The organism is Pantoea cypripedii (genome assembly GCF_002095535.1).
Lineage (GTDB): Bacteria > Pseudomonadota > Gammaproteobacteria > Enterobacterales > Enterobacteriaceae > Pantoea > Pantoea cypripedii.
Genome location: NZ_MLJI01000002.1, coordinates 897,298 through 920,682 on the forward strand (window position 1 = coordinate 897,298; position 23,385 = coordinate 920,682).

The window sequence follows — 23,385 nt, forward strand, 5'->3', positions numbered from 1 at the left end:
TTTAGCCATGCATTTCTTAAGGAAAACTTAAAGGGGCCCGTTTTAAGAGTGAATCCGGCCAGGATGACAAAATTGTCATGTTGCGGCAATCATTACAGCGCTATTTGTAACAGCGCGATAAATCGCGCCGCTACGAATGTGTGCAAATACGCAGATTTATTGCTGAACAATACGGTTTCTGCCACCGCGTTTGGCTTCATATAATGCAGCATCAGCCTTATTCAGTAATAAATTATAATCCGGGTGACCGCTATGTAATGTATAGCCAATACTGACCGTGAGGGTGATGGTTTTTCCGGACACGGTTTCAAAAGGCGTATTATTGACAATGCGACGAATCCGTTCTAATAACGTATAGGTTTCCGACTGACCCGCCTCAACCAGCACAATCAAAAACTCTTCACCGCCATAACGGAATAAATAGTCGCTGGCACGAATATTATCACTCAACAGATTAGCGATATGGGTTAATGCGCGATCACCAACCGAATGTCCCCATTCATCATTGACCTTTTTAAAGAAGTCCACGTCAATGATGGCGACACTTAACGGTAAACGATTTTCCATTGCCAGGCTGACTTCATGTTTTAGAATAATTGGCAGGTAACGTTTGTTAAGTAAATTAGTCAGTGCATCTTTACCATCCTGCATATGAGAGACGTCGTTAAATAGCATCTCCATATAGGTATTAATTTTCTGACAGTTAGCGTGAATAACACGCAACAGTTCCTGCAATTTTTCTACCGGTATGGCCATGGTTAAATCAATACCGGCCATGGTTGTATCAATCTTCGCCATCAGCTGGCGCATCTGCTGAATCTGGGGGTTTTCACCAAACTGGCGCACGCATTTATGGCGGAACCACAGGCCAAAGTTAGATTCGGATATATTCAGCAGTTGTTCCGTTTGTGGTACACCACTCACCAGATTATAGATAACCGAGTTTTCCCAGCTGGAAAGGGCCGATTGTTGTTTGCCTTGTTCCTGCCAGGCATTATTCATCAGTACATGCATACGATAAGCTTCTTCATTACGCGTGGCCCGATAATGGGACATCGCATAGGCATGGCTCATCATTTCGATGGCAATATCAATCGCCATCGCCGCATAGTGCATCACCTGTAAACTGAGGGGGTACGGAATATCATGCTGGGCAACGTAAGCAAAAATACCGTATTTTAGCTGGCGGGCACCGCGCTGAACAAATTCAACCGGAATACCAATGCGGGCATGCACACCACCGACGTGGTATTGCAGCTGCGCCAGGTTTTCAAATTGGCTTTCATCTTCGGTCAGAATGGCTTTAACCCATTTCGACAGCGAGCTACTGAGTCGCTCCTCAACAAGTTCATAAGACAAATGCCTGGAAATAGCCGGATCTTTGAGCAATGTTTCATAAAAGCGGTGAGCAAGATTATCGGATTGTGTATCCGCAATCTGACGTAAAATAGCGATAACATCTTGTGGAAGTGCTGCACGTAATGGCCGCCATTCTTGCAGAATGACTGCGATATATTGTTCTATTTCTTCCTGCATCATTAAACAAACCAAATGTTAGCTGGATATCCTGGTGAAAATATATCGTATCACACCTGGTGTAATGTGCCTTTGTTTTAACAATAGCATGACAATTAGAGCTAAAATTAAGACAAATAACCGCAACGGAACCCCCTGGTTCCGTTGCAGAACATCAGGATTTATCCGGCGCGGGGATAAAAACCTGCACATTTTGCTTCAGAACCGAGTTGGGTGTGACACCAAAGGCTTTACGGAACGCGTGGCTGAAGTGAGAAAAATCAGAGAATCCATAGTCGAGTGCCGCCTGAGAGACACTGGTTACCCGGCCCTGCTCCAGTGCATCGCGGCTGGCCAGTAATCTTTCCTGCCAGATGACCGCGGCGGGTGTCTTCTGTTTACGGGCAAAGGTCCGGGCCACGGTACGCACGGAGACGTGATGTGCCAGCGCCATGCTTTCTACGCTCAGTTCAGGATTGGTCAGGTTGCGGCTGATGTAGTTGCGCATTCTGGCGTACAGATCGCGCTCGGACGCCGCGTTGGCGTGATCCTGCAACTCAAGACTGAGCACCAGCAGATCCAGCAGCGTCTGCGAAAAGCGGCCAGCGACATCGGGGTTATTCATCAGCACCGGCGTCTGCACGGTCTGATAAATCATCTCCCGCAACGGGATAATCCCCGGACGGGTATCATCAAGGATGGTGGCGGTGAAACCCACGCTGGCTGGCACTCTCCCGGTCAGCAGATGGCGCGGGATGCGAATCAGATGGTTATTTCTGCCACCAATGCTGAAACGAAAGGTCTGCGCGGCATCGTACAACACCAGATTCCCCGCTGCCAGGCTGGCTTTACGCCCCCCTTGTTCCAACTGACCATAGCCACCCTGGATATAACCGAGCCACAGGTCGTCTTCCGGTCCGGTGCGCAGATGTTGTGACTTACGCTCCCAGTAGTGCAGCGTTGAGGTGAGGGTGCAGACATCGATCAGACCGACCTCCCGCACCGCAAGCTCGCCCTCAAAACGACCCTCCGCCAGCGGCTTACCATCTGAAGGAATGCAGTGACGCATAATGACATCATTCCAGTATTCAAAGCGCTGAGGCACGGCAACATGTTCGGTGGAATAGCGGATATCCCTGGGTGTGGAATGACTGTTCACAGCGACACCTCATATGAAAACTGCGCATCAGGATTGATGGTTTCAAACTGAAAGCAATATTTGCGCCATGACGATGGCGACATGAATTGGCGGGATAATTTGACTATTCAGTGGCGCTGACGCGACGCAGACGCACTATTGGCGGGCAATGCTGCACCGTTTCATTTCATCATCACCCGCGTCATCAGGGTTGTCCTTTCCAGCCAGGTGATTGTCCGACTAAGCCAGGTAGCCAGAAAAAATCTCCTTAGTATCAATGGCGAATTAACCCATCGCTGAAAACTATCTACCTGGGAGTCTGTATGGAATCTGCCATTGATAAACACCTGAAATGTCCGCGCACTTTGTCCCGTCGGGTTCATGACGACTATCAACCGCCTTTCCCGATGTTTGTTGGCCGGGCCGATGCCAGCCTGACTCAGGTGGTGATGGCGTATCTGGGCGTGCAATTTCGCGAAGAACAGCGGGCAACAGCTGTCAGCGCCATGCAGCACATCGTCGCCAGCTTCAGCCTCGATAACGGCCCTGGCAACCATGACATCACCTTCCATGTTGACAACCAGGGTTACGGTAACTTTATCGTGGTGGGTTACTGGCGCGATCCGGCGGCTTACTGTCACTGGATCCGTCAGCCGGAAATCGATCAGTGGTGGTCGGCGGATGATCGTTTGCACGAAGGTCTCGGTTATTTCCGTGAGATTATCGCGCCGCGTGCTGAACAGTTCGAAACCCTCTACGCCTTTAAAGAGGATCTGCCCGGTGTCGGCGCGGTGATGGATAACCTCAGCGGCGAGATTCAGGAGCATGGCTACTGGGGATCGGTGCGCGATCGTATTCCGGCCTCGCAAAATGACTGGCTACAACCTGACGGGGAACTGCGGGTGATTGCCGGCGACCCGGCAGCCGGAGGCCGCGTGGTGGTGCAGGGCCATGACAATATCACGCTGATCCGATCTGGCCAGGACTGGGTGGAAGCCGACGAACAGGAGCGTCAGCTGTACTTCACCGAAATGCTGCCGCCGTTACAGGCAGGCATGGATTTTCTGCGCGACGAAGGGCAGCCGCTCGGCTGTTATAGCAACCGCTTTGTGCGCAACGTCGATAAAGACGGCAACCTGCTGGATATTGCCTACGACATTGGTTTCTGGCGATCCCTGGACCGGCTTGAACGCTGGGCAGAATCCCATCCCACCCATCTGCGTATCTTCACCACCTTTTTCCGCGTGGTGACCGGTCTGCAAAAACTGCGGCTCTACCACGAAGTGTCGGTCTCCGACGCCCGTTTTCAAACCTTTGAATACATCAACTGCCATCCCCAGACCGGGATGCTGCGTGACGCATTGCGCTGAAAATACGACGAAATCTCATCCATCGATCACTTTCTGGGGTTTACCTTATGCACGCATTACGCTTTTTCCTGCCTGCCACCCTGCTGGCTTCTTTGCCTGCGTTCGCCGTGGAAGTGGCACCCGGCGACTACAGTCAGTTTCCCGACGGCACCACGGTAGGGCTGCTTTATTACCAGCACGCTTCAACCGGCTCGGCGCACTCGCGCGGCGATAAAGTCAGCTCGGATTACAACCTGACCTCCGATATCGGCATGTTGCGTCTGCTGCATACCGTGCAGATCAGCGAATCCGCCACCCTCGACCCGCAGTTCCTGTTGCCATTTGGCCGCATCTCCGGTGGCGGCGACGCGGCTGCGCTCGGTTCCGCCAATGGCACCGGCGACTTAATTCTGACCGTGCCGTTAAAGGTGAAACTCAGCGAAGGCGGCGATGTGTTTGGTTTTGCCCCCTATCTCTATGTTCCCACCGGTAACTATGACCATAAGGACGCCCTGAATCTGGGGGAGAACCGCTGGAAGGTGGATTTGCAGGCCGCCTGGGTCAAGTTCTTCACGGAAAAATGGGCGCTGGATGTGGTCGGTGACGCCATCTGGTACGGCAACAATAACGACTATGGGACCGCCTCATCCCGTTTGCAGCAGGACAACGCCTGGGCAGCGCAGATTATGGGGCGTTATATGCCCGATCCGACGCTGGCGCTCGGCCTGGGGTTCGGTCAGACCTGGGGCGGCGAGACCACTGTTGACGGCGACAAGCAGGATAACCCGGCGCAGACCACCAATGTACGCATCACCGCCACCAAATTTGTCACCCCGCGCGACCAGTTCCAGATCCAGCTGGGCCGCGATCTGCGTGTGGAAAATGGCGCGGAAGAGGATTTCCGCCTGAATCTGCGTTATGCCCGCGTTTTCTGATGCTGTCCTTCCTGACCAGGTGACTGTCCTTCTCAACCAGGTAGGCGTTGTGCAGTCGCGTTATGTTCAGGTCAGTAATCAGCCCGCTGTCGCGTTTGAAGCGGGCAATGACTGGAAGCAGATGTCATCACAGTATTTACCTTTAATTTCCCGGAGAAACACCATGGAACATGATCACGACCACACCGAGCCGCCTGCGGAAATCGCGCTGCGCGTGAAAGCACTGGAGTCGCTGCTGACGGAAAAGGGGCTGATTGATCCCGTCGCGCTGGATGAACTTATCGACACCTACGAACACCGCATTGGCCCCCGCAATGGCGCGCTGGTGGTGGCGAAAGCCTGGAGCGACCCGGATTACAAGGCCCGTCTGCTGGCGCATGGCACTGAGGCCATTGCCGAGCTGGGCTTTTCCGGGGTGCAAGGGGAAGACATGATGGTGGTGGAGAATACCGCCGATGTTCACAACGTCACGGTCTGCACCCTGTGCTCCTGCTACCCGTGGCCAACGCTGGGACTGCCGCCTGCCTGGTACAAATCCGCACCTTATCGCTCACGCATCGTGATTGAACCGCGCAGTGTTCTGGCCGAGTTTGGCCTGCACATCAGTGAAGATCGGGAAATCCGCGTCTGGGATAGCAGCGCCGAGCTGCGTTATCTGGTGCTGCCAGAAAGACCGGCCGGAACCGAGGGCTGGAGTGAAGCTCAGCTGGCCGATCTGGTGACGCGCGATGCCATGATTGGCACGGGCGTGGCGCTGCAACCGGGTAACTAAACCCTTCTTTTCAGGAGACGCTATGAACGGGATACATGATCTGGGCGGTATGCACGGTATGGGTGCTGTTGTCACCGAAGAAAACGAACCTCCTTTTCATCATGAATGGGAGCGACGTGCCTTTTCCTTTTTTGCCTCGCTGTTTGTCGGCGGTCACTTCAATGTGGATATGTTCCGCCATGCCATTGAGCGCATGAATCCGGCGCACTATCTCGAAGAAAGTTATTACGAACACTGGATGCACGCTTTCGAGACGCTGCTGCTGGAGAAGGGGGTGATCACCCTTGATGAGTTGTCCGGAGCGGTCAAGCCCGTTATCGCATCGGCGGAAACACCGGTGTTACGTCAGGAGATGGTACAGGCGGTGGTCACCACCGGTGCCTCGGCGCGGGTTGATGTTGATGTACCCGCCAGCTTCCGGGTGGGTGATCGCGTCCGGGCGAAAAACATCAATCCCGGCGGACATACCCGCCTGCCACGTTATGTGCGCGACAAGATCGGCACCATCGTGATTGATCATGGGGTTTTTGTTACCCCGGACACCGTTGCCCACGGCCTGGGTGAACATCCGCAGCACGTGTACAGCGTCAGCTTTGCCGCCACCGAGTTGTGGGGTGATAACGCGCCGTCGAAAGACACGGTGCGTATCGATCTGTGGGACGACTATCTGGAGGCGTTATGAGTACATCCTTTACGGGCCATGATGCGGAAAACGCGCCGTTTGAACATCCGTGGCAGGCACAGGTGTTTTCCCTGATCGTTTGCCTGCATCAGGCTGGCAAGTTCAGCTGGAAAGAGTGGGTCGATGTTTTCAGCACAGAAATCAAAGCGCACCCGATACAGGAACATGAAAGCGTTAATGATGCTTATTACCGCCAGTGGGTTGCCGCCACCGAGCACATGCTGCTGTCGCTGGAGTTGACCGGGCAGGCCGATATTGTCCGCCGCACCGACGAATGGCGGCAGGCGTATCTCAATACCCCGCATGGTATGCCGGTGACGCTATCCAGCGCGAGCTGTCCGCCTGCGCATGATCATCATCACCATCCGGTGCTGCGTGTTCCCGTGGCGGTCAGTCCGGCGTCGGCGCGTATTAATCCCTGAAGTTTTTACTTGCAGCCAGATATGAGGAAGAAAAATGGAACGTACCGTTAATGATATTCATGCAGGTCAGGCCCCGATCCCGTTCAATAGCGTATTACCCTGGGCGGCTTTTATTACGCTGATGGTGCTGCTGGCGGTGTATTTTATTGGTGCTGAGCAGGGGGCCACTGCGGTGTTCTCCGGCAATCAGATCCATGAATATTTCCATGATGCGCGGCATCTGCTGGGTTTCCCCTGCCATTAAGGACATCACCATGACCGGAAAACTTCTGTTAAACGGGATGATGGCAGGGATCCTCGCTGGCATCATCGCCTTCAGTTTTGCCCATTTCTTTGGTGAGCCGCAGGTTGATCGGGCGATTTCATTCGAAGAAACCCTCGCCGCACAGCACAGTAGCGCCGGGAGCGAGCATCACCATGATCATGAAGCCGATGGCGAAGTTTTCAGTCGCGGTACGCAGTCTGGCGCAGGTCTGCTGAGCGGGATGATCCTGTTCAGTGCGGCGATGGGCGGTGCTTTGGCTCTGGTCTGGTCGTTATGCTGGCAGCGCACCGGTCCGGCCGGGGCGAGAGCACTGGCGTTGGCGCTGGCATTGGGGGGATTCCTGATCATGAGCCTGATGCCGGGGCTTAAATATCCGCCTAATCCACCGGCGGTGGGTGATGCATCGACTATTGGCTACCGGACGATGCTCTACTTCGTGATGCTGCTGGTCTCCGCCGTGATTGTGGTCACTGCCGCCTGGAGCGCCCATCAGCTGCGGGCGCGGCTGGGAAGCTGGAATGCGGCGTTGTGGGGCCTGCTGGCCGGGCTGGCGATGCTGATCGTGGCCTGCCTGCTGATGCCTGCGATAAATGAGGTTCCGCATGGCTTCTCTGCTGATGTGCTCTGGCGTTTCCGCCTGAGTTCTTTCGGCACGCAGCTGACCCTGTGGTGTGCAACCGGGCTGCTGTTTGGCCTGTTTGCCGAAAAGACCGTGCAGAATCCCCGTCATCGCTACGCAACGGCAGGATACTGATGGCCGCTGTCCTGCAACTGATTTGCCAGGGGGAAACCCTGGCAAATCGCCACTCACGGTTTCCTGCTAATGATGCCCTGAGTGAGGCCTCTCGCCTGGCCGCACAACAGATGCAGGGGGGCATCGCACCGGGTAGCCAAATATGGCTGGCACCGGAGTTGGCGGCACAACAGACGGCACAGGCGCTGGGGGCAGTGGGGCAAAGCGTACCGGCACTGGCAGAACCGGCCTATGGGCTTTGGGCGGGGATGCCGATCAAAGCAGTGATCACGCAGCATGGTGAGGATTTTCAGCGCTGGCTGGCAGGTGAGGCTGCACCGGGAGGGGAAGGGGTGGCGCAACTGCTGGCGCGCACTGACTCCTGGTTGTCCGGCTACGTTGCCGATCGTCAACCGCAGTGCGCCATCGTGTCAGCGGCGGTGATTCGGGCAATGGTTATTGGTCTGCTGGGTGCACCGGTCAGTGCTTTTCAGTTGATTGATATCGCCCCGCTGAGTATCACGACCCTGCGGGGTGATGGCAAACGCTGGCATCTCACCAGCATTAATTCAGTAAGACTCGCCTTCGCCGAAGGCTCCCTCTAACAGGCAAATTTTCGCCGCGAAATGCGCACCGGCCTGTAACGCTGCCGGGATATTGCCCTGAGCGCGCAGGCTGAGCAGAAAGGCGGTGATAAACGCATCACCGGCCCCTAAAGTATCCACCGGCGTGATTGCTTCTGGTTGCTGCTGATACCAGTTTTCTCCGTCGAACAGGATGGCCCCCTCTGCACCCCGCGTGGCGATGGCATAGCGGCTACCGGCTTGCACCGCCTGCGTCAGCAGGTCGCGCGTGTCTGACAGCGACCATCCGGCACAGGAGAAAAAGGCCGCGTCGAGCCAGCGGCATAATGGCAACGCCTGATCGATAACAAAGTCATCGGAGAAATCATAGGTCAGCCAGCCGGGAAGCTTCGCCAGCTCAGGCAATTGTGCGTCGATATAGCTGTAGCTGCTGGTGTGGATCAGCGCGAAATCCGCCAGCCAGGCGCGGTGTTGCAGCACGAAATCCATCGATTCCGTCTGGCGAACGCCGCCAAGGTTAGAATCGAGAAACACCCGTTCGCCTTGCTCGATGGTCAGGCGCGCATAGCCATTTTCACCCTCAACCGTCCGGCAATAACGTGTATCGATACCGCGTTTTGCCAGCGTCCGCATCACGTGGTCTGCCGCCGCATCGTTGCCGAAGATACCCAGATAAGCAGCAGAGGCATCCAGCATCGCGGCATACACGCTGAAATTCAGCGCGTTGCCTCCCGGATAGCGCACGCGGCGGTGCTCATATTTATCGACAACGTTGTCGCCTACGCCAATTACCTTCATTACCGCTGTCCTTAGTATTCCACTACGCCCATATAGCGACGGGTTGAGAGCGGATGCTGGCGAATATCAGCCAGCGCCGCACGGTAGTCGCACATGATGCTGTAAAACAGCACCGGGTTAAAGTAGTCAACCACTGACACCGGCAGGGCATCCAGACCCAGCTCGCGGGCATCCACCACCACGGTTTTATCGTTGTAACGATTGAGGAATCCCAGCACACGCTGATCCAGACCACGGGTGCGGCCTTCATTCATCAACAGAATAAAGGGAACGTGATTATCGGTGACTTCAAACGGACCATGAAAGAATTCCCCGCTGTGAATCGAGGCGGCATCGAGACGCTGCATTTCCATCAGGGAGCAGATGGCAAAGCCATAGGCGTGTCCGTATGAGGCGCCACTGGAGAGCACATAGAACAGCGATTCATGCTGATATTGTTGCGCGAAGTCGGCACAGCGGGCGGCGACCTGGGTGCGGGCCTGGCGGATCACCTGATCGATCTGACCAAAGCTCTGCTGGAAATCATGCCATCCGGCGTAGTCTTCCACCTGACGCAGCACATCAACGCACAGGCTGAGGATCAGCGCCATCGGGTTTTCAGTGACCAGCGTGTCATCACCCCATTTATACAGCAGGTTATGGTCGGCCCATTGCAGCAGTTGCGCTTCGGGATTGTGCGTCAGGGTGATGGTGGCGGCTCCGCGCGTTTTCGCCAGCTGGGCGGCAGCGACCGATTCCGGCGTATTGCCGCCATGTGAACAGACGATAACGATTGACGACTCACCTAATGCGTGAGGAGTGGCATAGACAAATTCATTGGCTGTCATCATCCACGAACGCAGGTTTTCACCTTGCTCATTCAGGAAATAGTGCGCCGGATACATATCTACCAGCGAACCCCCGCAGGCCACAAGGAACACCTGACGCACCGGTTTATGCTGAAAATGGCCGCTCATCAGGGAGGAAATAATCGATTGGGTCTGCATGGAGTTATTCACCGTAAATATTGAAATCAAAGTATTTTTTAGCTAAGCGATCGTAGGTGCCGTTGGCGCGAATGGTGGCGATGGCCTGGTTAAAACGGGCCTGCAATGCGGTGTCACTCTGGCGCAGGCCGATACCGGTGCCGGGTCCGAAGATCTCGTCATCCTTCACCTGCGGCTGCACCAGCGCGAAGTTTTTACCCTGAGGTTTACTGAGCAGGGCTTCGGTGATCACTACGGCATCGTCGAGGGTGCCATCGAGGCGACCATTGGTCAGATCGGCATACACCGATTCCGCATCCGGATAGGCAATCACTTCCACACCGGCGTTACGCCAGTATTTGTTGGCGTAGTTTTCAAACACCGAACCCTGCTGCACCCCGATACGTTTGCCCTTCAGCGACTGTGCCGTAGGGGTCAGCGAACTGCCTTTGGCGGTAATCAGGAAGGCAGGGGTATTGAACAGTTTGTCGCTGAAAGCGATGGCTTTTTTGCGTTCGTCGGTGATCGAAAGAGAAGAAAGGATGGCATCAAATTTTTTTTGCCTGTAGTGCCGGAATCAGCCCGTCAAAGCTGTTCTGCACCCACGAGCATTGCACCTTCATTTCCGCGCAAATCGCATTGCCAAGGTCAATATCGAAACCGACAAGTTGACCGCTGGCATTTTTCGATTCAAAAGGCGGGAAAGTAGGGTCGATGCCTAAACGCAGTGGATCTGCGGCCATCGCCGTGTGGACACAACTAAATAATGCTATTGCTGCGGCTATAACGGTGACGGTTTTTTTTATTTTCATTATTGTTTCCCTGGTGTTGTATTTATACCTAAAAACAGACCATGTGGGGTGATTTACACGCAATCTGATGTATATAGCAACAACAATTCGCCGCAAAGGCGTAAAAAAATCATCGTGGTATGTTATGCTTATTTTCCTAATTACAAGCTTATCAATCATTTTTATTTTCTAAATCAAATGATTGGTTTTTAAATTCTTTTTTAATGACACCAGAACAAAACAGACCATGAACAGTCCAGAAAAGCAGACCAGAAGGCCGCGCAGAAGTTATCTTGATGCGCGCAAACGCTTACTCGAAATACTAAATTCACCCGATTTCAACAGCGGCGATCAGATTCCGGCAGAACGCGAGTTGAGCGAGATGCTGGGGATCAGTCGGATGACGGTGCGCAAGCTGCTGACAGAGTTAATTGATGAAGGCGTGCTGGAACGGCGCGGCAATCAAGGGACCTGGCTGGTGGATACCGCCATTGAACGTCCTCTGCAACCGGCACTGGGGATCAGCAAAATCCTTGAACTCAATGGTGCCGTACCCAGCAGCCAGTTGATCTATTTCCATGTATCCCCGGCCAGCGCGCGCATTGCACGGTTGCTGCAGATTGAAGAAGGGGATGATTTAGTGATGATTAAACGCCTGCGGCTAGCCGATGGTCATCCCTTCTGCATTGAAACCAGTTATTTACCGCGATCGCGTGTCCCGGATTTAAGTGCAGAGATGTTAGAAAAAGAAGGCTCCCTCTATCGCCTGCTGGCGGAACGTTACGCTATTCATGATGTTTATGATGAAGGGACCGTCCGTGCTGCTGCAATGAGTGAAGAAGACCATCTGTTGTTGCAGGCAAAACCAGAAAGCCCGGCGCTGGTGTACCGGGGTGTAATTTACGATAGCCAGCGTCAGCCGATTGAATATCTGGTTTCGGTAAACCATCCGCAACGGGTCGCTTTCCGCATCAATGGCGGATTGAATGCAGTGGATGTGACGGCGCCGTGAATTGCAATTGTGTAATCAGAGTAAGTATCAGGAACAACATGGTTGCCTGGAGATAAAAATGAACATCATGATGAGGAATGCAATTTATTAGCGGGAGGGTGTGTTTTAAGTATTTTAAGATAATTCCAACTCCAGGCGAAAACTATAAATTTCTGGAGAAAAACGGAAGTCATAAAAAGTGATTCAGATAGATTTTACCTAATTTAATTAAAGGTAAATGACATGAATCCGATACTTAACAATACTCCAACATATAGCCACGCGGAGAGCGTGGCTTCAACATCCACCCATCAGGAAAGTATTTCACCCTCCAGTTCTTCAGGTAGTGATGCATTGCAGCTACTAAGGCAACCTGTACCGGAGCACCTTGGTGATTATGAGCGTGAAACAATCATGACTGAGAGGTTTTATGCTCTCGGGGAAGTTGTTAAAGATTTTACTCCCGGAACACCCATCGACTTTTCAGGTATTGAATTCGGTGAAATGGATATTAGCCAGGCGGTAACCTCGGGATTGAAAAATCAGTGGACAGATGCAGGAGTTGAAAAATATTTAAATGGACAAAATGAAAATAACTTTCTATCATTTATCACCAATAACAGTCAATTGACTCCAGACGAAAAATTACAGTTTATGGATGGGGTGGTCAACTCATTAAAAGATAGTGGGATAGGGAGTAGTAATTTTTCCAATTCAACGCTTAACGATTTCTTTGTCCCGGTTGATGCTAGTAATCACAATATTCTCAATTCCCTTAATCATCCTCCTCAATCGATGGATAGCAATATTGCAGAGGCGCGCCATATACAAAATCTGCAGAGATTATTAGATTGTTCGCCGGTCGACAGAAACGAATCTGAAGAGATTTATACACTTCCATCAATCCCTGCTTATAGGCATCTTGATGGGCCTGGATTTAACAAGAATAAATATTTTGCGGAAAGCGCAAATGCAATTGTCAGAGATCGATTTAAACAGATTGGAACAAAAAGCGAAAATAAAATGCGCATAAACGATCCTAATAGCGTCACCAGAATAACAAAAGCTTGGTTTGATGGAAATAAGGCTATTGAACATAAAAGGAAAGCCTGGTGCGGTTTAGGTACCGCCACTGGACATAATCGTATGCCACCTTTTTATCCAGATAATACTTTGGCAATGAAGCTAGGTGCAGGGAATTGTGGCGAGATGTCAGGGATTGCTGATCAAATCATAAATAAGAGTGGTGGATATTCCAGGCAATATCAAGTTGACAAAAAAGGTACCCATGCCTTTACGCTTGTCGGTAAACCTTCTCCTTATGCTAAAGATAGCATTCACTTTTCCGATTATGATAATTGCTGGGTAGTAGACCCTTGGGCAAATATTGTATGTAAAGCCAGTGAGTATACAGAGACATTCATAAAAAAGATGGATGAATGGACCAATAAAGGCAAAGCAATACGTACTAATGAGGACTGGGTTTTTGCAAATAATCCGGAGTGGGTTAATGCAGTTGTTGAAGGAAGTAAACATCAATTGCTTCCTGAATCGGTTTACAGTGATCCTGGGCACGAAGATCCTGAAAAAGAACTCACTAAGGAATTACCTCCACCAGTAAGAGAGGCCCTTGATAACCTTGATCCCCAGAAAGAATCAACCACCACTGAAGATATGCAGAAGGCACTGAAAAAAGCCAAAGAATTAGGTCCAGATACTTTTCTGCAGTGGCTGGATGAAGCAGATGTGGCGAAACGTCTGGCTGACGGTATTCTCAGTGGCCAGTCAGTAACCAGCTGCGGATTACTTCTGGAAGACCTGGCAAATGATTTGCTTGATTTATTAAAAGATGGCGCCGTTCCCGCCAAACGAATTTGTGAAGCGTTATTCCCGCCACAAGCTAAAGAGTTTATCATGGCGGTTATTCCCCAGCTAATGTTGAAACCGGCTGGTGTAAGGTTGACACGATTAATGGAGCAACTGGCACAAAAAGATGAGGTAACTCGCTCTGATTTAATTGACTCGATGTCTAAACGTTCTTGCGTGCCCAGTATCGAACGCGCGAATTCAGAGAAAAGCGATTTTTACGAGCGCGTCGAGAGTGTTTATGATCGTTCTGTATTTCCCAAAATCACGGCAGCACAAAAAGGGAAATTACGAGATCACCTGCCACTGGCATTTTATAAACAATCCAGCGACACTCTGGAAAATGGTAATTTAATGAGTGTTAAACATCGGAGAATTGCATCATTTACAAAAATAAGAAATGATGCTGTAAAGTTGGCCCAAGCAATGAATAGTGATGAATTAGGGCATAGGACTATCACACCTGAAATGCTACGTGAAACTCAACAGAATGATAATAAAAATTATGAAAAGCAACGGAATGCAATTGTAGCCTATCGAAAGATTTACATTGGTAATAAAATTTCCAGCGATATTATTTCTACCGCAAAACAACATATGCCCGAACCCGAATGGGTGAGAAACCTGAATAATTTAACCTCAGAAATTGTTGCTTTTGCTAATGAAAGTAATGCAGTTAAGGAAGCTGAATGGGAGTCTCGCGTCGAGCGTATTGAAGCGATACCTGGCTCATCTGATGTTGCGACTGATGGTTTGTTTATACGGGCTATGGCGGGTGCGGCTATTGAAGGGGCAAGTCGTGATGCGGAAAGTATGATGCGTCCTGCTGGTCGCGATATTACCTCAATGATAGGGAAAGGCGAACTTATGAAGGCAATAGATCTAAACGATTTACGAAACCGTCTTTTTGATAAATTTCGTGGTCTCTGGCAGGAAACATTCAAAGTACTGGAGGGAGGTGTTAACGCCCCTTATGATGGCTTGCTGTATACCATGTTAAATATCTGGGAAACTCATATGCATTTATTAGCTCTGCCGAACTATGCTCCCAGTCTTAAAGAGGTTAACGAAATCAATACTAAAATGATTCACCAATTAGTGAGAGATGGATGGTTGAATTCAAATAACAATCCTGCCCTTGACCGTTTACTTGCCCGTACCGCAGCTCCAGCTCCAGTTCCAACCGCAGCTCCAGCTCCAGCTCCAGCTCCAGCTCCAACCGCAGCTCCAGCCGTAGCCGTAACCCCAGTCGTTGAGAAACCGGTTAGTAAAGAACCGGAAAGGCAAATATCTGCAGAATCGGCATCTACGGGCTCACCTCCGAAGAAAAGGTCTAAAGCAAGAAAGCAAGTCCTTTTGGCTGAATGAATATAGGTGTATTGCGTGATTAAGGGGACTGGATCATTTAACCGCTTAGAATATTTACTTAACAACATGTTCTAACTTGAGTTGTTGGCGGAGTTCTACATATCCGCCCCCTTTAAAACGCTATCGTTATGGCGCTTACCTTAGCGTGCAAACTATTTTTACTGAACACCTCTACTGAAAATCCCAATCCCTCCGATAACCCCTCCATGTCGTCGTTAAATTAAGAATGTTCTTATTTTAAGAGCATCATGGAGTGCGTGTGAGAGGAATGACTTACCCGTCAGAGTGGCAGGTTCGCTGGTTGCAGGTTAAGCACAGCGGGGGCCTGCCATGACTGAAATTATCCCGGCTGTTGATATTACTGCGTCTGCGCCAGTTCATAGCGCAGCACCCGTCGCTTATCCATTCGTTCTTCCGCCAGACCGTCCCTCAATGAAGGGGCCAGCCGGTATTTTCTTCGACTTTAATGATGGGGCCAGGATCCTGTTGCCCGCAGGGCGCTGGCGCGTTGCCTTGCTGGACGATGACTCAGGCAACGTCCTGTTCAGCTGCGAGTCCGGTGCTGGCTGGGTTACATCCGCCAAAAAGTATTTTGTCCGTTTCCGCATTCAGGTCTGGCGTGGCGATGAAGTGGCTCCGCTGCTGGATGAAACCCTGTCCCTGAAGGACCGGGACGTTTTGATTTCCTTCCCCACCGGCACGCTGGGCGATCTGCTGGGGTGGTTCCACTACGCGGAACGTTTCCGCCTGTTGCACGGTTGTCGGCTGGAGTGTGCGATGGCGCCGAACATTATTAGCCTGCTGGAAGGGCAATATCCGCACATTCGCTTCTCCGCGCCGGACGCTGTGGTACAGCGTGCCCCGTACGCTACGTATCGCATCGGCCTGTTTTTCGGCGGCAACGAAACGCATCAGCCGATTGACTTCCGCCAGTCGGGTTTTCACCGCATTGCCGGACATATCCTGGGGGTTGACCCACGGGAGGAGGCTCCGCGCCTCAATCTCAGCGCACCGCGCACCATTACCGAGCCTTACGTCTGCATCGCTGTCCAGTCCACTGCCCAGGCCAAGTTCTGGAATAACGGACATGGCTGGGCGGAGGTGGTGGCACACCTGAAGAGTCTGGGTTACCGGGTGCTGTGTATCGACCGTGAGGCCCGTACCGGTCGTGGGTTTGTCTGGAACCACATCCCCTACGGCGCTGAAGACTTCACCGGCAATCTGCCTTTGCAGGAACGGGTGGATCTGCTGCGCCACGCCAGTTTCTTTATCGGTTTGTCCAGTGGGCTTTCCTGGCTTGCCTGGGCGTCGCAGATACCGGTGGTGCTGATCAGCGGCTTCACCCTGCCAGGCTCCGAATTTTACACACCCTGGCGGGTGTTCAGCAGTCACGGTTGCAGCGGCTGTTGGGACAGCCTGCATGAAACCTTCGACCACCAGGACTTTTTCTGGTGCCCGCGTCACAAGGGAACCGATCGGCAGTTCGAGTGCACCCGCCTGATTACTGGAAAACAGGTCTGTGGCGTGACCGACCGGCTCCATGCACAGCTGCATGGGCAGCAATAAAAACCACACACAAGGTGACCGTTCACCTGCAAACACTAAAACAAGAGAGACAGGGCAATGAATAAAGCTTACAGAATTGTCTGGAGCGCAGCGCGTCAGGCGTGGGTAGTGGCATCAGAGCGCGCCGGCAGCGGTGGGCGTCCGCCGATGGCGGTGAAGAAGGCGGCATGTGCGATCCTGCTGCTGGGGGGGGGCATCGCGTCGCAGCCAGCAGCGGCGGTGACTTACACCGGTACCATTTCGGGAGCCGGAGTGACGCAGACGCTCAACAGTGGTGATACCGCGACCGGCATGACCGTGACCAATCATGCCTGGCAATACGTCAGTAGTGGTGCCTTAGCCACTTCAACGTCAGTGACCAATGACGCTAATCAGACTGTTTTTGCCGGAGGTTCTGCGGTAGCGACCACCTTAAACAACAGCGGGTCTTTCCAGTACGTCAGCAGTGGTGGTGTGGCAACCGGCACAACGGTCAACAGCGGGTCGAGGCAGTATGTCTATTCTGGGGGTTCTGTTTTCTCAACGACGCTGAATAGTGGAGGAAGCATCGGGCTTAATCCGGGTGCAACTGCCTTCGATCTTACCGTTAACTCAGGCGGACGGGCGAATATTGCTGGCGGCACAGCCAGTAACGTGGTGCTCAACTCGGGTGGATACTTAAGTGCTGTGGTTAGCGCAGTGGTGACCGATTTCACTCAGCTGGCAGGAGGATCATTAACCGCTGACACCAGCACCACGATCGACGGCACCAACAGCCTGGGTGCCTTCTCTATCAGTGGTGGTGTGGCAAACAATCTTCTGATGGAGAATAACGGCATATTAACTGTGCTGTCTGGCACCAGTGCTATCAACACCACCCTTGGCTCTGCGGGATTGGCAGTCGTCTATAGCGGCGGAACGGCTCTGGATACCACGGTGAACAGCAATGGCAACCAGATCATCCTCAGTGGAGGTTCTGCCACTTCTTCCGTCCTGAATGGCGGCACGGAAACAGTCTCAGGGACGGCAACGGGGACCACGGTTAACCTGAACGGGGTGCAATATGTCAGCGCCGGAGGTTCCGCTATCTCCACTGTCATTAATTCCGGACAGGCGACGGTATTCGGAACAGCAACGGGCACGACGGTGAACCTGGGTGGAACGCAATACGTGAGTTCCGGAGGCTCCGCTATCTCTACAGTCATTAACGGCGGAGAGGAGTCGGTATACGGGACAGCAACGGGTACCACGGTTAACCAGGGTGATCAATATGTAGGCGTGGGTGGCGTGGCTACGGGTACTACTGTGAATTCCTCTGGTTGGCAGTATGTCTATGGTGTTGCCAATTCTGCCATCGTGAATACTTCCGCTACGCAGTATGTTCAAAGCGGAGGCAGTGCTAACGCAACCATCGTTGAGGGTGGTAATCAGTTCGTCACCAGTGCTGGAACGGCGACTGACACGGTAGTGAACTCTGGTGGTCAGATTAATGTCGCAGGCAGCGTGACCTCCGCCACGATAAATAACGGCGCATTCGCCTACCTCTACAGTGGCGGCTCGACCAATGCGACCCAGATCAATTCTGGCGGCATCGAGTACGTCAACTCAGGTAGCTTAAGTACTTCAGCCGTGGTGAACTCTGGCGGCTACCAGACGGTATACGCCGGCGCTGAAGCCGTCGACACTACCGTGTTGGGAGGTACGCAGCAGGTTCTGGGTGAGGCGACGTCAACCACGGTGAATTCAGGCGGCGCCCAGTATATTTATAGCGGCGGTACGGCGACCGGTACAGAAATCGGTGCTGGCGCTGCGCAGGGTATCTATGGAACAGCCAACTCAACCACAGTGGCGGCTGGCGGTGCGCAGTATGTTTACAGCGGCGGCACGGCGAACTGGACTACCGTAACCAATAACGGCTTCATGAATGTCGCTAGCAGCGCTACGGCGTCTGATACCACCGTAAACTCCGGGGGCACGCTGTATGTCAATGATGGTGCTATCGCCTCTGGCCTGACGCTGGCATCCGGTGCGGGGCTCAATACCAGCACCGGGGCGACTCTCGCGGGGACTAACGCACTGGGCGCGTTTTCTATCAGCGGTGGCCTGGCGCAAAACGTGTTGCTGGAGAACAACGGTTTCCTGAACGTCAAATCGGGTGACTCATCGATTGGGACGGTGATTAACCAGGGAGGCTTGGAGTACGTCATCGGCCATGCCACTGGCACCACGGTGAATTCAGGCGGTGTGCAGAGTGTACTGGGCACCGTGACCTCAACCACCGTGAACTCCGGCGGCACGCTTGACGTGTTTAACGGCGGTAGTGGCTCCAGTTCGATCATCAACAATGGCGGCCTGTTGTCAGTCAGCAGTGGCGGTACCGCGACGGACACCACGGTGGCGGCGGGCGGTCTGCTGAATATTGCCGATGGCGGCGTGTTGACGCTGGCAAGCGGCAGCTTCGTCAACGACGGTGTCACCACCTATGACACCAGCACCAGCGCAGCGCTGAATACTGATATCACCGGCAGCGGGCAGCTCACCAAGAACGGTTCCGGTACGCTGACGTTGGGCGGCACTTTCAGCCAGTCGCAGGTTAACCTCAATGACGGCGCACTGATCATGGACGGCCTGCAAGCCACCACGGACATTGTGGCGCAGGCCGGTACCTCACTGTCGCTGGTCAACAGCACCACCCTGACCGGTATCATCGATCCGACGGACGTGAACATTGATGATAGCAGTAGCTGGAATATCACCGGTGACTCACTGGTCGATACCCTGACGAACGCCGGCAGCATCGTGTTTGTACCGTCGCAGGGGGCCTTTACCCCGTATACGCTGACCGTGACCAACCTGGTCGGCAATGGCGGTACTATTACCCTCTATACCGTGGCGGGCGACAGCAGCTCACCGATCGATAAAGTCGTTATCGATGGCGGTCAGGCTACCGGTAGCACCGGCCTGCTGGTGCTGAACCGGGGCGGACTGGGTGCCCAGACCACCGGCAACGGTATTGCGGTGATCGAGGCCATTAACGGGGGCACGACCGATGTCGGCGCGTTTACCCTGAACCAACCGCTGGTGGCGGGTGCGTATTCCTACAGCCTGTATCGCAACGCTGATCAGAGCTGGTACCTGACTTCCCAGCTGACACAAACCCCTACTACGGATACCGGTACTACCACACCGGACGAGGGCAGCAGCGACACCACGCCGGTTAGCGGAACGACGAACTACCGTGACGGCATGTGGAGCTACGCGGCGTTGCCGTCACTGTCACTCGATTTCGATCGCCTGGTGGCAGGTACGGCGGACACACGCTTCCACTACGCGCCGGACAGCCGGGTCTGGGGCCGTCTGGTGGCGGGCCATCTGCGCCATGCTGACAGCGGTAGCCTGACAGGCGGCAGCGTGCCGGAAAGCAGCAGCGCGTACAGCTTCCTGCAATTGGGTGGGGATCTCTGGCAGCTTGACGGCGCCAATGCCGACTGGCGGGCAGGGCTGTACGGTGCCACCGGCCTGATGCGCAGCGATGTCTGGCGTGACGGCGGCAGCCACGCGGCGGGTACCGATCGCGACACGTCTTATACCGGTGGCGTGTACCTGTCGGGCCGCAGCCATGCGGGTTTACATGTTGATGGTCTGTTGCAGGCAAGTCGCCACAGCCTGTCTACCAACTCGAACGACGGCACGCGTCTGTCGACTGACGGCACCGGCTGGCTGGCCTCGGCAGAACTTGGTCAGGCGTTTAACGTCGGATCAAACCTGTCACTGGAACCGCAGTTGCAGTACACGGTGCAGGGCCTCAGCGTGGATGATGCTCAGGATGAAGCAGCATCACTCAGCTGGTCCAACACTCATCGCCAGTCGGTCCGTGCAGGGCTGAAGGTTGGCTCGTCGCAGTCTGCGAAGGCGAAGTTGAGCTGGTGGGTTACGCCATCGATCACGCAGAGCTACGGCGGCCACAGCGGCGTGACGGCATCGGTGCCGGGCGTGGCGGGATCGGAAGCATCGTTCAGGAGCAACCTGTCGGGTACCGGCGTTGGGATCAACGGTGGTCTGGACGCACGTATCCGTCAGAACGTGACGCTGGGCGTGCAGGGTGGCTGGTCTGATGCGCTGCACGGCGCGGAATCCGGTGGCTATTACGGCCAGGTCAGACTGGGCGTGTCGTTCTGATAATGATCCATTAACAGGCCGGGCATCTTTGCCCGGCTTTAATGTAAAAACCCCGTTCAGATGAACGGGTTTAGCTTGCGGAAGATAATCGGTCTCGTAGTTTTTTCAGACGCTCCTGCACCTCTTTATGGGGTTCAGCATCAGCACATTCTTCAATATATGGACCATGAACTGCCAGACTATCAAACGGCCACATTTCGAGAGCATTAATCGCCATCTGACGGTTTCTGATCACCGGACTTTTCAGCGCCGTCTCAAGTAAAGGCCATCCCATTTCTGGAAAGCGTTTTAATTCCTGCAATACCGAATCCAGGTTGCGCTGAGCAGCCCATTTTGGGCCAATGCCGCTACTCAGCGCGGGTCCACTCGCCATTTCTCTGAGGTCGAACTGAGTTTCTGCCAGAAAACATACCTGGCTTGCCTGGACGGCATCATCCGTCTGCATCAGTTGATACCAAAGCATTGATTCAGGATTATCTCGCTGTCGGGCAAAAAGGTCAGGGAAGGGATCTTCCTGGCGGAGGCGGCATACTTCAATCGCAAGATTGAACACGTAACCTTCTTCACCTGCCAGTGCCTGAGTAGTCACCTCATCCCACATGGCTAATGCCAGCACCTCGGCGCTCATGGCCACCAACTGCGAGGAAGTCGTGGTATCTAATGATTTCTCATTGTCAGCCCACTCACCCAGATTCCTGGCTGTGAGGTAGTGCAGTGGATGCGCAGGCTGATGTGCCAGGACGCTTTGCAAATAGAGCATGCAAGCCTTCCCTCCGTCATCATAAGCTGACATACCGGCTACCGGACCTTCGTTTATCAGCACATACAGCATTTCTGCTGCCCCCAACAGAAGAGGATCGTCGTATTCTGTTGCCAGCGCGTCCACTAACCCGCCTCGCAGTGCACAATTCAACGCTGTATATTCATTCATGACTGAGTTAGCGAAACCCTCACGTAACAGCCATTGACGCATCGTTTCATTCAGCGCATCAGGGATGCGTTCCATGAGATGAATTCGGCCCCAGCCGTTGACCCTCTGTGCCATGGCAAACCATGTAGCTGCATATTGTTCAGGTTCAAGCATGGAACGCATCGCGACGACAGCATAAAGCGTGAACTCGTCATGACGCCCCAATACCTGTAACACCTCCACGCTACGCTGGCCGGGAAAGAAAGCCATCAGTGCCATAGCAAACTTTACTGCGTTGTGGTCCGGGCTTTGCGTGCAGAGCGATAGCACCAGGTTGTGGAGTCGATCCGCTTGCAGGCCAGGGCTCTCCGCAATGGCTTTCATCAGATCGTCAATGTAATACAATGGTGAATCCTGATTTATCAGGTGATACAACCGCTGCATCGTTTGCATGCCAGGTTTTGCCAGCGCCTGCTTCAACGCCAGTAGTATCTCATCAGTTCCGGGGTCATCGCTGCCTACACCGAAGTGATAAATCATCGTTCCTTCAAGCGCTCCCGGCGCCCAAAACGTTTCATCTGAATCACCTAATGGTTGATTCTCTAAAACATGATTATCCTCAACCAGTGGGTGTGGCTGAGCATAGGTTTGCTCAAGGCGGGCATAAATCGACGGTAACTCTGCATCCCAGACCACCGATATAGTCTGTTGCGGTTGCTTGCCAAGTAATCTGTTAAGCCAGTTTTTCATATCCGTTCCCTGTTAAGCATGGTTTCCCAGCACGGTTTCAAATAGCAGTGCATCCAACAATGCGTCATCCCGCTTGTCTGCTGATCGGGCGAGTGCAACTTCAGTACGAGCCAGTTCATCCTCGATAAAGGCATGTATCACGGGCCGGCGTGGCCCATATTGCGCTTCACCGGCTCGCTGTTTAGCAGCAAGCAACGCCGCAATATCCTGCAGTAACGGGCCATCATCCAGGGTTCCCTGCAGCAACTGATCGAAACGCATCGGTGGTGCGCCTTTGCCCGCTTCTATCCAGCGCACGGCTAACAGCGGGCGCAACACATAAAAGTACTTTTTCAGCCTGACTTCATCGTCTTGCAGATACTGCCGAAAGTTCTTATGCGCCATGGACCGGTAGTGCCAACGCGCGCGTTCCGGTGAAAAGAAAAATTTGCTGATAGCGTTAATGCGGGCCATCACATCATCGTTCTGCCGGTATATGATGGGGGAGTCCAGCCAGTCGATAAGTGTCGGGTTGGCGCGCTTTAACAGCCCCAGCGCTTTGCGCCATTCCCAGCCGCAGACATCAAGTTCAGCGTCGATCGGTTTTTCGATAACATCTCGCGGCGATTCAACGCGCAGATACCACTCAGGTTTGTGCACGTAGAGAAAACGCACATCATAATCACTATCTGGTGAGGCAAAGCCCCAGCCGCGGCTGCCTGATTCACAGGCAAACAGAATACGCACATCGTGTTCATCTTCGATTTGGAGCAGAACTTCCCGAACGCGCCTATGCATTGACTCATTTACGCCGTGTAATCCAGTCTGTATGTTCATCTCATTCTCCT

The 23,385-nt window shown here is 53.3% G+C and carries 18 protein-coding genes and 1 pseudogene; 12 read left to right on the forward strand and 7 right to left on the reverse strand.

Annotated elements, in window-relative coordinates:
- Positions 1 to 156: 156 nt before the first annotated feature.
- Entirely contained in the window at positions 157 to 1,536 is a 1,380-nt protein-coding gene (locus HA50_RS25395) for a diguanylate cyclase (RefSeq protein WP_084880243.1), read from the reverse strand.
- 154 nt (positions 1,537 to 1,690) lie between these two features.
- Entirely contained in the window at positions 1,691 to 2,674 is a 984-nt protein-coding gene (locus HA50_RS25400; protein ID WP_084879568.1) for a helix-turn-helix domain-containing protein, read from the reverse strand.
- Positions 2,675 to 2,976: 302 nt separating this feature from the next.
- Here HA50_RS25400 and oxdA point away from each other — a divergent pair, with 302 nt between their 5' ends.
- From oxdA to HA50_RS25440, 8 genes are all read left to right on the forward strand, one after another.
- Positions 2,977 to 4,023: an aliphatic aldoxime dehydratase gene (oxdA, locus tag HA50_RS25405; protein WP_084879569.1), complete on the forward strand. Its 1,047-nt coding sequence runs from the start codon at positions 2,977 to 2,979 to the stop codon at positions 4,021 to 4,023.
- 47 nt (positions 4,024 to 4,070) lie between these two features.
- Entirely contained in the window at positions 4,071 to 4,937 is an 867-nt protein-coding gene (locus HA50_RS25410) for a transporter (RefSeq protein ID WP_084879570.1), read from the forward strand.
- 163 nt (positions 4,938 to 5,100) lie between these two features.
- The gene (gene nthA, locus HA50_RS25415) at positions 5,101 to 5,709 is read left to right on the forward strand and encodes a nitrile hydratase subunit alpha (RefSeq protein WP_084880245.1); all 609 of its coding nucleotides are present in this window, start codon (positions 5,101 to 5,103) and stop codon (positions 5,707 to 5,709) included.
- A 22-nt stretch (positions 5,710 to 5,731) separates the two neighbouring features.
- Complete coding sequence (gene nthB / locus HA50_RS25420; protein ID WP_084879571.1) at positions 5,732 to 6,391, forward strand: nitrile hydratase subunit beta; 660 nt, start codon at positions 5,732 to 5,734, stop codon at positions 6,389 to 6,391.
- A complete protein-coding gene (locus HA50_RS25425; RefSeq protein WP_084879572.1) occupies positions 6,388 to 6,813 on the forward strand; it encodes a nitrile hydratase accessory protein in 426 nt (141 codons plus the stop codon). The genes nthB and HA50_RS25425 overlap by 4 nt, the downstream gene beginning before the upstream one ends.
- A gap of 34 nt (positions 6,814 to 6,847) precedes the next feature.
- On the forward strand, positions 6,848 to 7,057 hold the full coding sequence (locus HA50_RS25430) for a CbtB domain-containing protein (RefSeq protein WP_084879573.1): 210 nt from the start codon (positions 6,848 to 6,850) through the stop codon (positions 7,055 to 7,057).
- A 10-nt stretch (positions 7,058 to 7,067) separates the two neighbouring features.
- Entirely contained in the window at positions 7,068 to 7,832 is a 765-nt protein-coding gene (locus HA50_RS25435) for a CbtA family protein (protein ID WP_084879574.1), read from the forward strand.
- Positions 7,832 to 8,416 carry a histidine phosphatase family protein gene (locus tag HA50_RS25440; RefSeq protein WP_084879575.1) on the forward strand — a complete coding sequence of 195 codons (585 nt, stop codon included), beginning with the start codon at positions 7,832 to 7,834 and terminating at the stop codon, positions 8,414 to 8,416. Before HA50_RS25435 ends, HA50_RS25440 begins: the two co-directional genes overlap by 1 nt.
- Here HA50_RS25440 and HA50_RS25445 read toward each other — a convergent pair.
- The 3 genes and pseudogenes from HA50_RS25445 to HA50_RS25455 all read right to left on the reverse strand — a co-directional run bounded on the left by HA50_RS25445 (position 8,381) and on the right by HA50_RS25455 (position 10,970).
- Positions 8,381 to 9,193, reverse strand: a complete 813-nt coding sequence (locus HA50_RS25445; protein ID WP_084879576.1) for a PfkB family carbohydrate kinase — start codon at positions 9,191 to 9,193, stop codon at positions 8,381 to 8,383. The two genes, HA50_RS25440 and HA50_RS25445, sit on opposite strands and share 36 nt — an antisense overlap.
- Before the next feature lie 11 nt (positions 9,194 to 9,204).
- On the reverse strand, positions 9,205 to 10,179 hold the full coding sequence (locus tag HA50_RS25450; RefSeq protein ID WP_084879577.1) for an SIS domain-containing protein: 975 nt from the start codon (positions 10,177 to 10,179) through the stop codon (positions 9,205 to 9,207).
- 4 nt (positions 10,180 to 10,183) lie between these two features.
- Positions 10,184 to 10,970, reverse strand: a pseudogene (locus tag HA50_RS25455) (ABC transporter substrate-binding protein).
- 226 nt (positions 10,971 to 11,196) lie between these two features.
- Between HA50_RS25455 and HA50_RS25460 the strand changes: the two are divergent.
- The 4 genes from HA50_RS25460 to HA50_RS25475 all read left to right on the forward strand — a co-directional run bounded on the left by HA50_RS25460 (position 11,197) and on the right by HA50_RS25475 (position 20,898).
- The gene (locus HA50_RS25460) at positions 11,197 to 11,961 is read left to right on the forward strand and encodes a GntR family transcriptional regulator (protein ID WP_084879578.1); all 765 of its coding nucleotides are present in this window, start codon (positions 11,197 to 11,199) and stop codon (positions 11,959 to 11,961) included.
- 222 nt (positions 11,962 to 12,183) lie between these two features.
- Positions 12,184 to 15,174 (forward strand): hypothetical protein, encoded by a 2,991-nt coding sequence (locus tag HA50_RS25465; protein ID WP_139811035.1) that lies wholly within the window; start codon positions 12,184 to 12,186, stop codon positions 15,172 to 15,174.
- A gap of 432 nt (positions 15,175 to 15,606) precedes the next feature.
- Positions 15,607 to 16,740, forward strand: a complete 1,134-nt coding sequence (locus tag HA50_RS25470) for an autotransporter strand-loop-strand O-heptosyltransferase (protein ID WP_244193703.1) — start codon at positions 15,607 to 15,609, stop codon at positions 16,738 to 16,740.
- Between the two features lie 57 nt (positions 16,741 to 16,797).
- Positions 16,798 to 20,898: an AIDA repeat-containing protein gene (locus HA50_RS25475; RefSeq protein WP_084879581.1), complete on the forward strand. Its 4,101-nt coding sequence runs from the start codon at positions 16,798 to 16,800 to the stop codon at positions 20,896 to 20,898.
- A 70-nt stretch (positions 20,899 to 20,968) separates the two neighbouring features.
- On the opposite strand, the gene HA50_RS25480 is transcribed toward HA50_RS25475, so the two are convergent.
- Both HA50_RS25480 and HA50_RS25485 read right to left on the reverse strand, forming a co-directional pair.
- Entirely contained in the window at positions 20,969 to 22,558 is a 1,590-nt protein-coding gene (locus HA50_RS25480) for a hypothetical protein (RefSeq protein ID WP_084879582.1), read from the reverse strand.
- 12 nt (positions 22,559 to 22,570) lie between these two features.
- Complete coding sequence (locus HA50_RS25485; protein WP_084879583.1) at positions 22,571 to 23,374, reverse strand: nucleotidyltransferase domain-containing protein; 804 nt, start codon at positions 23,372 to 23,374, stop codon at positions 22,571 to 22,573.
- Positions 23,375 to 23,385: the final 11 nt, after the last annotated feature.